Source organism: Pseudomonas saliphila, assembly GCF_008638345.1.
GTDB classification, from domain to species: domain Bacteria; phylum Pseudomonadota; class Gammaproteobacteria; order Pseudomonadales; family Pseudomonadaceae; genus Halopseudomonas; species Halopseudomonas saliphila.
In genome coordinates, this window is record NZ_VTVA01000003.1 from 324,394 (window position 1) to 338,243 (window position 13,850).

At 55.0% G+C, this 13,850-nt stretch carries 13 protein-coding genes and 1 pseudogene; 6 read left to right on the plus strand and 8 right to left on the minus strand.

Going from position 1 to position 13,850, the window contains the following annotated elements; all coding sequences use genetic code 11:
• Positions 1–266: 266 nt before the first annotated feature.
• From FHK95_RS05430 to FHK95_RS05450, 5 genes and pseudogenes are all read right to left on the minus strand, one after another.
• Positions 267–1,019, minus strand: a pseudogene (locus FHK95_RS05430) (VIT1/CCC1 transporter family protein).
• A gap of 75 nt (positions 1,020–1,094) precedes the next feature.
• Positions 1,095–3,311, minus strand: coding sequence for a PepSY domain-containing protein (locus FHK95_RS05435; protein ID WP_150303581.1), 2,217 nt, complete (start codon positions 3,309–3,311; stop codon positions 1,095–1,097).
• A gap of 22 nt (positions 3,312–3,333) precedes the next feature.
• A complete protein-coding gene (locus FHK95_RS05440; protein WP_019677799.1) occupies positions 3,334–3,807 on the minus strand; it encodes a DUF2271 domain-containing protein in 474 nt (157 codons plus the stop codon).
• Positions 3,808–3,861: 54 nt separating this feature from the next.
• Positions 3,862–4,242: a PepSY domain-containing protein gene (locus FHK95_RS05445; RefSeq protein ID WP_150303582.1), complete on the minus strand. Its 381-nt coding sequence runs from the start codon at positions 4,240–4,242 to the stop codon at positions 3,862–3,864.
• Between the two features lie 76 nt (positions 4,243–4,318).
• Positions 4,319–5,635 carry a ferredoxin reductase family protein gene (locus FHK95_RS05450; protein WP_150303583.1) on the minus strand — a complete coding sequence of 439 codons (1,317 nt, stop codon included), beginning with the start codon at positions 5,633–5,635 and terminating at the stop codon, positions 4,319–4,321.
• A 167-nt stretch (positions 5,636–5,802) separates the two neighbouring features.
• On the opposite strand from FHK95_RS05450, the gene FHK95_RS05455 reads away from it, so the two are divergent.
• The 5 genes from FHK95_RS05455 to FHK95_RS05475 all read left to right on the plus strand — a co-directional run bounded on the left by FHK95_RS05455 (position 5,803) and on the right by FHK95_RS05475 (position 10,472).
• The gene (locus FHK95_RS05455; RefSeq protein ID WP_011786648.1) at positions 5,803–6,468 is read left to right on the plus strand and encodes a response regulator; all 666 of its coding nucleotides are present in this window, start codon (positions 5,803–5,805) and stop codon (positions 6,466–6,468) included.
• Positions 6,458–7,783, plus strand: a complete 1,326-nt coding sequence (locus FHK95_RS05460) for an ATP-binding protein (protein WP_011786649.1) — start codon at positions 6,458–6,460, stop codon at positions 7,781–7,783. Before FHK95_RS05455 ends, FHK95_RS05460 begins: the two co-directional genes overlap by 11 nt.
• Positions 7,774–8,925, plus strand: coding sequence for a helix-turn-helix domain-containing protein (locus FHK95_RS05465; protein ID WP_150303584.1), 1,152 nt, complete (start codon positions 7,774–7,776; stop codon positions 8,923–8,925). The genes FHK95_RS05460 and FHK95_RS05465 overlap by 10 nt, the downstream gene beginning before the upstream one ends.
• A 204-nt stretch (positions 8,926–9,129) precedes the next feature.
• Positions 9,130–9,720 (plus strand): DUF6448 family protein, encoded by a 591-nt coding sequence (locus FHK95_RS05470; RefSeq protein ID WP_150303585.1) that lies wholly within the window; start codon positions 9,130–9,132, stop codon positions 9,718–9,720.
• Positions 9,721–10,073: 353 nt separating this feature from the next.
• The gene (locus FHK95_RS05475; protein WP_206668537.1) at positions 10,074–10,472 is read left to right on the plus strand and encodes a site-specific integrase; all 399 of its coding nucleotides are present in this window, start codon (positions 10,074–10,076) and stop codon (positions 10,470–10,472) included.
• Positions 10,473–10,507: 35 nt separating this feature from the next.
• Here FHK95_RS05475 and FHK95_RS05485 read toward each other — a convergent pair whose 3' ends face one another.
• The 3 genes from FHK95_RS05485 to FHK95_RS05495 are packed head-to-tail and all read right to left on the minus strand — an operon-like array spanning position 10,508 to position 13,231.
• Positions 10,508–11,797, minus strand: a complete 1,290-nt coding sequence (locus FHK95_RS05485) for an ISL3-like element ISPpu12 family transposase (protein WP_004574636.1) — start codon at positions 11,795–11,797, stop codon at positions 10,508–10,510.
• Between the two features lie 21 nt (positions 11,798–11,818).
• On the minus strand, positions 11,819–12,331 hold the full coding sequence (lspA, locus tag FHK95_RS05490) for a signal peptidase II (protein WP_003821921.1): 513 nt from the start codon (positions 12,329–12,331) through the stop codon (positions 11,819–11,821).
• 3 nt (positions 12,332–12,334) lie between these two features.
• Positions 12,335–13,231, minus strand: coding sequence for a cation transporter (locus FHK95_RS05495; RefSeq protein ID WP_150303586.1), 897 nt, complete (start codon positions 13,229–13,231; stop codon positions 12,335–12,337).
• 95 nt (positions 13,232–13,326) lie between these two features.
• On the opposite strand from FHK95_RS05495, the gene cadR reads away from it, so the two are divergent.
• Complete coding sequence (gene cadR, locus FHK95_RS05500; protein ID WP_009403731.1) at positions 13,327–13,734, plus strand: Cd(II)/Pb(II)-responsive transcriptional regulator; 408 nt, start codon at positions 13,327–13,329, stop codon at positions 13,732–13,734.
• Positions 13,735–13,850 lie beyond the last annotated feature (116 nt).

The window sequence follows — 13,850 nt, forward strand, 5'->3', positions numbered from 1 at the left end:
AAATTGCAACGACTAGTAGCCGGGGCCCTCCGGTGAGCCCCTTGTGAACGCAGTCGCCAAACATACCAGGCCCGGATGCCTTGCCTACCGCTGCGCCAGCTGTGCGCTACGCCCTAAGAGCCAAGCGGCCCGATCCCTAATGAACATTGATATGTGAACATTAGTCTCCGTAGACCTTGCGAAAACCCAGAGCAGGTTGGGTTATGGGGCGCTCATGAACAATTAACATCGCCCATAAGTTAAATTGGCTATTCACCGCTGAAGAACTAACCCCCCAATAACCCCTGCGCAAAATGCCCAGTAGCAAACGCCAGCCCCGCTGCGGCCGTACCCATGATCAAAGTCCGGAGTCCTGATCGCATTGCTGGTAAGCCATAGACGATACTTTTAAGCATTCCGATACCCAAGAAGACGACGCCTGCCAAACCAAGACTCGTCAGGAACTGAATCTGACTCTCCATACCCGGGATGGCATAAGGCAGTAAAGGTAAAGCACCAACCGACAAAAATGCGGCGAAGGTAGTCAACGCGGCTCGGCGTGGGCTGAGTCCGGCACCCGAGAGTCCGTACTCTTCTCGCAACATGGTTGCTACCCACACATCGGGATTACGACTGATAGCCTCCACGACTTGCTCCAGCAATTCGCCGTCGAATCCCTTCGCCTGAAACAGCTGGCGAATTTCCTCACGTTCACCTTCTGGCACAGCACGGATATGTTCACGTTATGTGCGTTCAGCAAATTTGATCTGATTCAACTGCGCCTGGCCCGCTTCGTAATTACTTACCGCCATGCTGAAGCCGTCTGCAATCAGGTTTGCAAAGCCGAGTACCAACGCAACCTGTGGCGAGAAACCTGCGCCGAACGCACCCGATACAACCGCAAACGTTGTAACGCAGCCATCGATGCCGCCAAGCACAGCATCTGGTAGCGTCGAGGCCTTAACGGGACCAGCAAGCCGTGCACGAACGGCATTAGGCTGGTGCTCGCTGAGCAGTCTTTCATTTTCTGTGGATGGCATCTTTCAGCTTCCTGTTCAGGACGCGATTTGGTGCTTTGGGATTATAGGCTCAGTTCGACCTTGTCACTTTATCTGTCAATATACATCTTCAAGATAACGTCCCTGGCCTCTCAGAGTTTCAATATCGATGTGCAAGGGTTTGAGAATGTCTTCTATAACCTGCCGCACAGCCGCCGCCATATCCCGGCCACCACAGACCAGTATCTGCGCACCGGTGTTAACCATCTGTCGCACGGCTAATTCATCCTGTTTGAGCTTATCCTGCACGTAGGCGCGCTCGTCTGTTCTTGAGAAGGCTGTGTTCAGCCCGCTCAGTCGATGATCCTCAAGATAGCGCCCAAGCTCAGGTTGGTAGAGAAAATCTGACCTGGCATCGCGACCGCCCCAGTACAGATACATAGGGTTGCATCTGGTATTGTTTCTGATGAAACCGGTTAACGGACCAATCCCGGCACCTGCACCGACAAGAATCACTGGTCGGTTACCGGTAGCTGGCCGAAAGCCTGGATTGGGGCGGATGAAGCCATCGATACAATCACCCGGCTTGAGGTCATGCAAATAACCGGAGCAAAGACCGCCGGCCTGCTTACGGACGCATATCTCAACAATTTCGTCATTTGCCGAGGACGCGAGCGAGTAGAACCGCGGGGGTTGACCGTGTGGGGGAATAACCCCCAAAAGGTCTCCCGCCTCGAACGGTGGCAGCGCTTTAAATCTTCTTGGAGAAGCCGTTAGCCATCCGCCCTGCTCCGCCGGTTTGAACCGGAAGATACTGGTGGGCGCCTGAACCGCAATCCCGTAATCCGCCCTTTCTACCAGTTCCAGTTTGACCGTTGCTGGCTGCAATGCACAGTAGTTCAAGAAAAGCGGAGTACCGATAACCTCACCAACCCGGTTTCCCCACTCACTGAATTGCGAGGCAGAACACCGATCAATCAGTTCAATGGCGTGCAAACGGCTGACGCCTTTACCGGCGAGCGCAGCATCCACCGACAAGGCAAACTGACAGAAGTTCGGAAACTGCCGGTCACCAAAACCCAGTACCGTGTATCGCAGGTTCTTCTCAGCCCGGAATTCTTTGAGCCTGGCCATAAACTGCCGGGCCGATGCGGGTGCATCACCATCGCCGTATGTCGAAGTCAGCACGAACAGCCTGGAAGCCTGCGGATACTGCTTAGCCAGGGCATTCATCTCGCTGCAATGCACGCGGAAACCGGCCTTATTCAGGCTGCTATGGAGTTCCCGGGCAAATCCCCAGGTGGCATTACCTTCGGAGCCGACCAGAATAATTGTATCCGCCTGAGCGGCATCGGCGTTGTCAGGAAGCTGCCCTGAAGACCGGCGACGCTGCCACCAGATGGTTGCACCTGTTATCGAGAGAGCTGGCACAGTCAGTGCCGCAGCGCCAAGAATCAGGCCAAGCCACCATAGGCCTTCACCGGTGTGCAAACGTACAATCCAGTCCTGCAATACGCCGCTGTCAGAGCGCGGCTGGAACTGCAGCAACTCGCCCGTAACCTGGTCCACGAATCCGGAGCCGCCGGCGGTTGACAGTGAATAGACATCCTGCGGATCACCGGGATAGGGAAACACCAGTTCCCGGAGTTCGCCAAGATCGAAATTGCCTAGGGCTTTTAAGGTGCCCACAGGCGATGGTTGCCCGCCCGAGACCTCAGCCGGAAACCTTGGCCCGGTGTCAGGCGCTTCAGCCAGCAAACCAAAGCGCTGTGCGGACATATAGCTGCCGGTCAGCGCGGATAACAGTAGGCCGAGCACGGCAAACCGGGCCAATTCGGCATGGATTCGTTTCCCGCCAGAGCCGGAAAGCGGTCTTAATATATTCTTCCAACCCCCGGTACGCCGGGCTATCAAAAATATTCCCGAAAGACACAGAAGCACCATCAAAACAGCCAATACGCCGGCCAGCGCTCTACCGGCATCATCCAGCATAAACGCACGATGCAGATCCTTGATCCAGCCAAAGAATGCGGAAGGTTCGTAGGGCGTGCCCTCACCTGTTACCGGATTCACCAGATCCGCACCGGCCTGGCCGTCACGGCTGTAATAGACAATGACCTTGCCAGAAGGCTCTCGCACGATCTGCTCAGTCCCGGGATAGTGAGCAACGACCCGGTCTGCCAGCTCGGCAATACTGACTTCACCGGAAGCCGGAATGACCGCTGACACTCTATCCAGCGTCGGAGCCAAAGCCAACACAGCTCCCGTGACCGAGAGAACGATCAGGAACACGCCTGCAAGCAAACCCGGTAAACTGTGGAACTTGCGCAACATAATAGCCGATGCTCCTGGTGAATTATTGAAGCTCGTAGGTCAGAGCGCGCACGTAACCACGTCCTGAAACCGGCTTTCCGGACCCTTCGGTGGTCAGGGGGGCTATCACATCGGCTCTGATATCGCGCATATCTTCAACAGCAGAGTCGACTCGAACCTCATAGCCGTTGTCGATCAGCGAATCATCGAGGTTCACAGTCACTTTCAGCGTGCGGCCACTGGTAACACTGGCGCCAGTCAAGCCGTCATACTCTGCAGGATCAAGCCCACTGCCCCGGGCCCAGCCTCCCAGGTGTTTGTAGTATTTAGATTTCTTCCCGGAAACCCAAAGGGTACCCTGATACTCTCCGGCGGCATCGGTAAGATACAGCGCCAGATAGGCTCCATCGCCGCCGTAATTCTGTAGTTCCGTAGTGAAGGTCACGTCACGGGCCTGGGCGAATACCGGTAAAGCCAAGGCGGCGAAAAGGCTGCAAGTGAGAACAAACGTTTTCATAAATGGTCTCCAAAAACCTGATGAACGTTAAAGGAACAGGGCAAATTCGCTCAGTTACTCAACGGTAACCGTGGGACGCCCCTTGACGATGCCGTTGCGTGGCGCCTGACTTTTGGGATTGTCCTGTCCATTTTTCCTGTTGCCGTGGTCCCTCTCCTCATAGTCACTGTCTTCACGCTCCCATTTCATCATGATCAGTGAAGCGGGCGCGAAGGAGGCTTCTGCCCTGACCCCATCGGCATCGAGGCCCCTGACTTCATAACAACCGTCGTCAACCTTTATTCGGTGAACTGTCCAGCCTTCGGCTTCCAGTTTTTCCCGCAGATTTTCACGGGGCTGCCAATTCGCCACCGGATCATTGCAGTCGTCATCGGCAAGTGCGGTGCCACTGAGAAGCAACAAAGACAGGCTCAAAAGAATGGGTTTGGTCTTCATGGTGTCTCTCCTGCTGGTTGTGTTAAATCCACTTTAAGACGCTAACCTGACAATGCCCTGAACAAACCAGACATTATCAGCGGAACTGGAAGGCTTCTTTATGGAAGCGAGTCAGGCGGAACGGTGCTGCCCGCAAGCCGTTTCTAATGGCTTCCCCCAGCCCTGCCGGGCCGCAGAACCAGACCTCTGCGCCTGCTGCCGAGCGTCCGTTGGTAGACAACGTCTCGGCAGACAACCCCTGCCCCTTGCTGCTGTCATGAATCTCGAGGTGTATCCCGGGAAAGCCATCGCAAAGCGCCCGAAGTCGATCCACCATGGAATCCTGGCCGGCGTTGCGCGTGCAGTAATGCAGATCGGCTTCAGGCACGGTGGCGTCGGTGGCGCTGCTTAGAGCTTCGAGCCAGGCCAGAAACGGCGTGATCCCGATGCCACCGGCTATCCAGATCTGGTGGGATTTGCGGTTGCGGCGCTCGAAGTTAAAACAGCCGTAAGGGCCTTCTATCTTCACGGTTTGCCCCACTCTGATTTTTTGGCTCAGATTGCGGGTAAAGTCTCCGAGGGATTTGATGAGGAAGGTAACAGTGCCATTTTCCCGATCCGCACTGGCGATGGTGAACGGGTGCGCACCCTCAATCCGGTCGAAGGTCACAAAGGCGAATTGCCCCGCACGGTGACCGGGCCATGCCGGCCCCATGTGGCAGGTAACTTCGGTGACGTCCCGGTCTGGTGTTTTGATCGCGGTGACCATGCCGCGAACCTGGCGACGACGACCAACTCTGCCGGTCAGGGATAGCCCGCTGGCGATGCTGCCGCCAAAGAGCAAAATGGCCATCAGCACACCGATTGGCTGCTGCCACCATTGCAGCGGAGTAAGCCACGCCGCGTGGAAAGCGAGCAACAGATAAAGCACCGGCATGCCGCGATGCAAATAGCGCCAGTATTTGTAGGGGAACTTGCGCAACAAGGTGATCAGCAGCATGGCGAACAGCAGATAGATGGCGAACTCCCCTACCTCTTCCGCCGCATCGCGCATGGTGTCGATGAACCCGGAATAATCCTGATCGTGCAGCTTGCCGGCTTTTCCGAACACCGACTCTATTACATCGTCACCCATTTCAATCAGCCAATGGGCGGCGGCGAATACCACGGCCAGAATGCCTGCCCATTTGTGGGTGCAATAGATCTGATCCAGCCCACCCATCGGTCTCTCCAACCAGGCTGGGCGCAGTGCCAACATCATGGTCAGTGACATCAGAGCAATGGATAACAGCCCACTGAGCAGCAGGCTCTGGTCATAGACTGCCCAGGGCGAACCGGCCCCAGGACCTGCAAAGAGGCTCCAGGCCCATAGGCCCAAAACCAACACAACGAAAGGAAAAATCATCCGCATCATCACATCTCCTGCGATCGGTACCTGGAATATTCCCCCTAAGGCTAGCGCCCAAACCTGACAGCCAGCTGAAGGTCGGTGAAGAGAGATCGAAGCGTTATTGACCATTCAGGCTGTTGTCAGGTTTGAGCTGTAGTATCTTGATTCCAGGGCTGGGTCAGAGGTGAACAATGCGGGTTCTTTTGGTGGAGGATACGGCGGGATTGGGCGAGGCGGTCCGGGATCAGATTGCGGACGACGGCCACGCCGTGGACTGGGTGCAAACTCTGCGCTTTGCTGAGGCGAGTATCAGGACCACAGCCTACGACCTGATTCTGCTGGACCTGATGCTGCCCGACGGCCATGGCTTCGGCTTTTTGCGAACGATCCGGGCTACCGGAATAACAACACCGGTGATCATTCTGACCGCCAGGGATCAGGTGTCTGACCGGATTGAAGGATTGAATGCCGGTGCTGACGACTACCTGGTCAAACCCTTTGATCTTTCGGAGTTGTCGGCCCGCGTGGCCGCGGTGGCTCGCCGATATCGCGGCAATCCAAGCCCGATCATACAAGTGGGCGAGCTGATGATTGATCTTGGCGATCACCGCATCAGTCGCAACGGCCTGCCGGTAGAACTTACGGCACGGGAGTGGGCATTGTTTGAGGGCTTTATCCAGCGACCCGGAATGCTGTTATCGCGATCGCAACTGGAGGATCGTCTATACGCTTTCGGGGCCGAAATCGAAAGTAACACCATCGAAGTTTATGTCAGCCGTCTGCGTAAAAAGCTGGGGCGGGACGCTATCGTAACCGTCAGGGGAATGGGCTATCGCCTGGAAACACATGACCACTAGAACCAGCCTGCAAAAAACACTCGGTATCGGCCTGACACTCGGTGTCACCCTACTCTGGCTGTTGGGCGTGACCGCTTCGGGACTGGTGGCACAGCATGAAATGAACGAGGTCTTCGACAGTGCCCTGGAAGAAACCGCCCAGCGCATACTGCCACTGGCGGTCACCGACATCCTGAACCGTGAGAACGGCGCGGGCAATCAAAAGGCCCCAGCCCTGAAAGACCATGACGAATACCTGACCTATCTGGTACGGGACGAAGCTGGAAATATTCTGCTCCAGTCCCACGATGCCGACCCTGGCGTGTTTAGCAGGACCCCCGCGGAAGGGTTTTCAGATACTCTGACCCACCGGCTATATGGCGTATCTGCAGTCAGCAATACCATCTATCTTGAAGTGGCCGAACCCTTGGCGCACCGGCGTGAATCCGCTCTGGAGGCGGGATTAGCCTTACTGTTGCCTTTACTGGTGCTGATTCCGGTCAGCCTGTTGGGTGTCTGGTGGATTGTCCGGCTTTCCCTTCGTAAGGTGGTCGATTTTCAGCAAGACATTGAATCCCGCGGCGCGGGAGATCTGTCCCCTGTTGTAGAAGAGCAGTTACCCCGTGAATTTGAACCAATCGCCGGTGCCATCAACCGGCTGCTTGAGCGTTTGCATCGTGCTCTCGAATCAGAACGCAGCTTTACCGCCAACAGTGCCCATGAATTGCGAACTCCCCTGGCAACAGCGCTTGCCAAAGTGCAGCGACTGAAAACCAGAATGCCCGATGATTATCTCAAGAATGATGTTGCAGAAATTGAAGAAGCGTTACGCAGTCTCTCGGTGCTGTCCGGAAAACTGCTCGAGTTGGCAAAAGCAGAAGGTGGCGGTGCACTCTCACAAAGCCAGCAGGATCTTGTGCCCATCCTCGCGATGATTGCCCGGGATTTTGAGGCCCAGGCACCCGGGCGAGTTGTTTTATCCCTGCCGGAGCGCGAAGTGAACTCCTTTCTTGATCCCGATGCCTTCGCCATCCTGGTGCGTAACCTGATCGAGAATGCCCTTAAGCATGGTTCCCGTAGCGAGCCGGTGAAGATCAACCTGAACGATAATGGGGTTTTAAGGGTCTGCAATGGCGGTGCAAGAGTGCCACCGGAACAGCTCGCTCTTTTAAGAAACCGGTTTGCACGCGCCAAAACGGACGCTGCAGGTTCTGGCCTGGGCCTCGCGATTGCCGATGCGATTGCTAAAGGTGCCGGCATGACCCTGCATCTCAGATCGCCGGCAACAGGACGGCAGGATGGTTTTGAAGCGGAGCTGAATCTGGCATGTATCTGACACTCACCGACATTGTGCTGCTGACGAGCATCATTCAATCGCTGGCTCTTGCCGTTTTTCTCCTACTTCCATCCAACAGTGGGCTCATATCTAACCGACTCCTGGTTGCCACTCTGGTGTTCTTCGCCGCCGGGCTGGGAGAGATCTTCCTCTATGGCAGCGGGCTTGCGCTCCAGTACCCAAACTTCGCCTACCTCGGGACACTCATCGGGCTTCTGCAAGCAGGCACGCTCTATCTATATGCGCAATCGCTGATGTATCAGAACTTCCGGTTACGCGGGAAGCATCTCATGCACACGTTGCTATTCTGGGTTGTCGGCGCAATTTTTCTGGTTGAGTATTATTTGCAGCCGAGCGAGACCAAAATTCAGATTCTGCTTGAACGGGACCACCCGGGCGTACTTACCTCTCCCCTTCTTGCAGTCGCTATTCACGCGGTCTTTCTGGGCTACCTGTACGCGACTATTCGTGCGATTAACCGTTTCGGCCTTGGTATTCGACAGATTTTCTCGAGTATTGAAAACAAACAACTTGCGTGGTTACGGACGCTTCTGATCGGCTATGCAGTGGCTTGGACCGTGAGCATGATGTACTGCCTTACAGCGCATGTGTTTAGAAGCGTGCCCGGAACCGAGTGGGTGGCCGGCGCTGGCGCTGTAACGGGCTTCATTTTCATCAATTTTCTGATGATAAACTCTCTTCGCCAACCCATTGTTTTCTCTGGATTGGCAGCAGACCAGGCCGCCTTGCTGGAAGAAGAGCCCACGCCGCAGTTTGATCAAACTTTAAAGGTCAGGCTCCAACAGTTAATGCACCAGGAAAAGCCCCACTTGCACCCCAACCTGACCCTGGAACAACTTTCACGGAAATTGGGCGCCCCTTCAAGAGAGGTTTCACGGGCCATTAACCAAGGCTTTGGCTGCAATTTCTTTGAGTTCGTCAGTCGCTATCGCATCGACGAGGCGAAATCGCGCCTGGCCGATGCAGCCAATCAGGCAAATATTCTGCAGATCATGTATGACTCTGGCTTCAACTCGAAGTCCGTATTCAATACTGCTTTCAAGAAAGAGACAGGATTTACCCCCAGTGAATATCGCCGACGAACCCTGCAGGGCGATATTCGCCCCGAGCCTCCATCCTGAACCTGGCAATCAGACGTTCGAGTACGCTCCCACCCGATACTGAAACCTCTAACTAACTGAATTGTTTATTTTTATTTCTAAACCATGGAATCGGTTCGGTTTCGTACTTGCGAACGCTTCTTTGGCCTGCCTTCCGTACTCTGATTGCCAAGCGTCACCAAACCCGGTGCTCGTGAAGCTCAACGCAATATGAAGAGGTCATGTATGAAAACCAAATTACGCAAAACTGCTGTTCCCGCAGTGGCCGCAGCAATCTTCAGCCTGATGTTTGCCGGTAGCGCCCAAGCTCATTGTGATGCTCTGGACGGTCCCGTGATTACCGAAGCCCGTGCGGCACTGGAGTCAGGCAATGTTAAGCCCTTGCTCAAATGGGTGCCGGCAAAGGATGAGGCCGAAATCAAAAGGGTATTCGCCGATGTGCTCCAAGTCCGCGGGCAAAGCGAAACTGCGAAACACATTGCCGATCAGCATTTGTTCTCGACGCTCGTTGAGGTTCATCGTGCCTCCGAAGGCGCACCCTTTACGGGCATCAAGCCTTCCGGACAGATTGATCCGGGTTTAATGGCGGCGGATGCGGCGTTGGAAAACGGGCAAATTGATCGCCTCGTGGCAAATATAACCCGCAAGATCGAGAACGGTATTCGTGAGCGTTATCATGAGGCTCAGCGTGCAAGGGCCATGGCTGATCAAAGCGGCGATAAGGGGCGTGCCTTTGTCGCTGACTACGTCAATTACATGCACTATATAGAGGGCGTGCATGGCGCTGCTGGAGGGCAGGGGCACCAGGGGCACTAATTCCTATCTTCACGCAGACGCAAAGCAGGCTGACGGCCTGCTTTGCCGTTGTATTCATTTCCAGTTTCGCCTTCGGCTGAATTGGTACCATCATTCTATTAAGGCGCATCAAAAAACGGCTATTTGCATTCTAAGGTTGGATATTGAAATTTCATCCAGATGGCGACATTTCCGATTTGTGCAAAACTTGGTAGAAACTGGTTTGATAGTCAAGGTCGCCTAAAGACAACAGGACTAAACCGCTCCGCGGTAGTAGTGCCGCCCCCACCTCATTAATTATATTCTGATCTCGTTCCCCGCTTCTAAGCTGAAGGAAGGGCAATGTCGCCCTGAATTTACTCAGGAGTGAAACCATGAGTTACTTTGAAGGATCCAACCCCTTACGCCAACGCATGATTGAAGATATGACCATGCGTAGGCTCAGTCCTAAAACGCAAATAGGCTACATCAGAGGCGTGAAGAAACTCGCTACCTTTTTGAAACGCTCGCCAGAGGATGCCACGGCTGAAGAATTGCGCCAATTCCAACTCACATTGGCCGAGCAAGGTACATCTAACATCACCATCAATGCCACGTTATCGGGTTTAACGTTCTTATTTCATAAGTCCTTGAATCGACCTGATGTGATGCTCAAAGTCAGCACCGTGCCGGTGCCAAGGAAGTTGCCGACGGTATTGAGTAAAGAGGAAGTCAAGCAACTGATTGATGCCACACATAGCATTAAATACAGGGTATACGGATTTAATGGTTGATGGGGCACCTTTACCCCACCAACCTGATACCATTATCAGATGGTTGATAGATCGACTCCGTAGTTGAGTTCCTCTGCGAAGTCCGGCAGTCCGTAACCGATGGTTTTCTTGTAGAAAGGAGAGACCTTCGCAGTCGGTGCCTTCTTCTTGTGCTTCGTGGTGTAGAGCATTCGTGCCCGCATCACCTCGAAGGAGTAACCGCGCCCTTCACGGTTCTTGTCCTTGGCCAGTCGGTTGATGGACTCCGTGTAAGCGTTGGTGACGGGCATGTCCGTCTCGAAGTAGGTCATGGTCTCTTCGCGCCAGTTTCCCACTGCCCTGACCAGATCGCTCCAGACTTCCTTTTGGCCCTTCGGGATGGTGGCTATCCACTCGTCCAGGGCGGCTTCTGCCTGGAGCCGTGTGGTGGCGTCCCAGATGCCGTAGAAGCGCTCCTTGTGCTCGTAGGCGGCCAGCAGTTGCGGGAACGCGCCTGTCCAGGTCTCCATGATGAGGCGCTCCCGGTCTGAGACTTCGTGAGCGCGTTTCAGCAGGATTTTCCGGTCTCCCTTGAGAGTCCGGCTCTGGGACGGTTTCAGCTCCTTTCTGAGGCCCTTGCGCACTCTCTCTAGGGCATCGTTGGCCATGCGCACCACATGGAACTTATCGACCACGATACGGGCCTGGGGCAGCACAGCCTTGACCGCTGCCCGGTAGGGGTTCCACATGTCCATGCTGACGATCTCGACCTTCTGCCGGTCTTTCAGCTTCATCAGGTAGTTGGTCACCACGTCCTGGCGGCGGGTGGCCAGCAGGTCGAGCAGGGTTCGCTCCTCAATGTTGGTCAGAATGCAGCGGTAGCGCTTGTTCAGGTATAGCTCGTCAATGCCCAGGATGCGGGGCGTCTCGAAGCGGTGCCAGCGCCCCAGGAACTCGGCGCGGGCGTTGAAGATGTCGCGCACCGTCTTCTCGTCCAGGCCGGTCTGTGCCGCCACAAAGGTGTAGGGGTGGTTGAAGGATTCCTTCTCCACGTACTCATGCAGCCGCAGTGTCATACGGAATCCGTCCACCATCTCCGGTAGCTGGGGCCTGAATGTTGTCTTGCAGGCCCGGCAGGTGTATCGGCGGCGGACCACCCAGAGAGTGACCCGCTTGCCGTGGATGGGCAGATCACGATAGGGAACGTCACGCTTGCCGAACCGTACGAACTCACCCTGCACGCCGCATTCCTCGCAGGCGATGGGATCGGGCACGTCCACCTGGAAGTGCATTTCGTCGTCGGTTGATTTGCAGCCCAGTACTTGGTATTGCGGCAGGTGAAGGATGTTGTCGGGAAGTTCGGTCATGGTGTTGTATAGGCGTAGGTGTCAGTCAGATCCATCCGACTCGGCATTGGTGTTTGCTTTTTTACCCAACAAGCTGCTGGAAACGAAAAGTAAGGCACCGAGGACAATTGCAATATCAGCCAGGTTGAAGGCCGGCCAATGCCAGTCTCGCCAATAGAAATCAAAGGAATCCACAACATAGCCGCGAAAGACCCGGTCAATCAGGTTGCCCATGGCGCCACCGAGGATAAGACTGTAAGCGATGGCTTCTCCTTTATGACGATTTTCAAGGATCAGCTTGATCAGAAAAATCGAGACCACTACCGCGATTCCGATAAAAAAGTAGCGCTGCCAGCCTCCACCATTCGCAAAAAGACTGAATGCGGCACCGGTGTTCCATAGGTGCACCCAGTTAAAGAACGGGGTCACCGAAACATACTCGCCATAGGCCATTGATTGCTGCACCAGCCACTTTACAGCCTGATCAGACGCTGCCAGCAGGCCCGATATGGACAATAGGGCATACGGCGAGAGCTTTTTGCCAATAATGAGCATTATTTAACCCTTCAACGCCAAAATGCGTCTGGCACCGTTAAGTACAATGCCCCCCGCGATGGTGCCGATAATCAGATCCGGATAATTGGAACCGGTCCACGCGACCAGGGCGCCGGCGGTGATGACCCCCAGGTTGATCACCACGTCGTTGGCCGAGAATATCCAGCTTGCCTTCATGTGCGCCCCGCCTTCCCGATGTTTGGATATGAGCAGCAGACAACTGGTATTGGCAATCAATGCGACGAATGCGATAGCCATCATCACCAGCGATTCAGGCTCACTACCGAATACAAAGCGTCTCACCACCTCTACGAGCACGCCCACAGCCAAGATCAGTTGCAGTACACCAGCAAGATGCGCGGCACGTACCTGCATTTTCACGCTATGTCCAACCGCATAAAGGGCAAGCCCGTACACCGCCGCATCGGCAAAATTGTCCAGGGATTCTCCAATCAGGCCGGTGGACCGGGCGATCAGACCGGCAGTCATTTCCACCACGAACAGAAGTGCATTGATGCCGAGCAACCAGCGCAGGGTCCCGGATTCTTGCTTAGCAGAAGCTGCCGAAAACTCGGCGGCCTTGATGGTCTCCGGATTTGCAGCGACGGTTTCCTGAAGCGAGGCGCCTAGCCCCAAGGTCTTCAGTTTCGAGGTGACGGGCTCGACCTCGCCGTCATGCACGACCTTCAGCCGGCGGTTCGACAAGTCGAAGGACAGCGCCCGAATCTCCTCAAAGCCGTTCAGGGCTAGGCGAATCATTCGTTCTTCTGATGGACAGTCCATCTTCGGCACGGCATAAACACTGACCCATCTCCCTGGCGCCTCGGAGGAGGCCTGTATATCGGCATCCGCTGCGGACGTTGCATCACCGCCACAGGCGCCACCACAGGATTTGCTCATGATACGACTCCACTTGAACAATGTTGTGGTACCATTTAAAACTATAAAGCTACTATAAGGTCAATAGAGTAAAGAATCCGTTGGGGAGGAGGCTGATGCGCATTGGTCAGTTGGCGCAGTTGGTAGGGGTCGAAACACAGACGATCCGCTTCTATGAACAGCAGGGCTTGTTGCCGCCGCCTGATCGGCAGGACAACGGTTACCGTGTCTATACCGAGAAGCATGGTGAGGGGCTGGCCTTCATCCGTCGCTGCAGAATCCTGGGCCTGTCACTGGCTGAGATTCACGAACTACAGAGCTATGAGGACGACCCTCATCAGCCTTGTACCGCCGTCAACGCCTTGCTCGATGATCACATCTCTCATGTGCGGTCGCAGATAACCGCTCTGCAAGCGCTTGAGAAACAACTCGTTTCACTGAGAGCGAGTTGCAACGATGACCGGGAAGTTGAGGCGTGTGGGGTTCTTGCTGGAATTAGCGAAGGAAACATGCACCAGCAGTAGGTGAAGCATCAACCAGATAATCCGATGAGATGCCGGTCTGTCTCACTCTCATGCAAAGGTAAGATCAACCATTTAATCCGCTTACCCCGCGCGATCTGGGGGAAGTAGTGGTTGAC

What these genes read in the sequence shown, in the direction of transcription:
- FHK95_RS05435 (WP_150303581.1), bottom strand. Translation starts at nt 3,311, where the DNA reads ATGTTGCGCAAGTTCCACAGTTTACCGGGTTTGCTTGCAGGCGTGTTC.
- FHK95_RS05440 (WP_019677799.1), bottom strand. Translation starts at nt 3,807, where the DNA reads ATGAAAACGTTTGTTCTCACTTGCAGCCTTTTCGCCGCCTTGGCTTTA.
- FHK95_RS05445 (WP_150303582.1), bottom strand. Translation starts at nt 4,242, where the DNA reads ATGAAGACCAAACCCATTCTTTTGAGCCTGTCTTTGTTGCTTCTCAGT.
- FHK95_RS05450 (WP_150303583.1), bottom strand. Translation starts at nt 5,635, where the DNA reads ATGATGCGGATGATTTTTCCTTTCGTTGTGTTGGTTTTGGGCCTATGG.
- FHK95_RS05455 (WP_011786648.1), top strand. Translation starts at nt 5,803, where the DNA reads ATGCGGGTTCTTTTGGTGGAGGATACGGCGGGATTGGGCGAGGCGGTC.
- FHK95_RS05460 (WP_011786649.1), top strand. Translation starts at nt 6,458, where the DNA reads ATGACCACTAGAACCAGCCTGCAAAAAACACTCGGTATCGGCCTGACA.
- FHK95_RS05465 (WP_150303584.1), top strand. Translation starts at nt 7,774, where the DNA reads ATGTATCTGACACTCACCGACATTGTGCTGCTGACGAGCATCATTCAA.
- FHK95_RS05470 (WP_150303585.1), top strand. Translation starts at nt 9,130, where the DNA reads ATGAAAACCAAATTACGCAAAACTGCTGTTCCCGCAGTGGCCGCAGCA.
- FHK95_RS05475 (WP_206668537.1), top strand. Translation starts at nt 10,074, where the DNA reads ATGAGTTACTTTGAAGGATCCAACCCCTTACGCCAACGCATGATTGAA.
- FHK95_RS05485 (WP_004574636.1), bottom strand. Translation starts at nt 11,797, where the DNA reads ATGACCGAACTTCCCGACAACATCCTTCACCTGCCGCAATACCAAGTA.
- lspA (WP_003821921.1), bottom strand. Translation starts at nt 12,331, where the DNA reads ATGCTCATTATTGGCAAAAAGCTCTCGCCGTATGCCCTATTGTCCATA.
- FHK95_RS05495 (WP_150303586.1), bottom strand. Translation starts at nt 13,231, where the DNA reads ATGAGCAAATCCTGTGGTGGCGCCTGTGGCGGTGATGCAACGTCCGCA.
- cadR (WP_009403731.1), top strand. Translation starts at nt 13,327, where the DNA reads ATGCGCATTGGTCAGTTGGCGCAGTTGGTAGGGGTCGAAACACAGACG.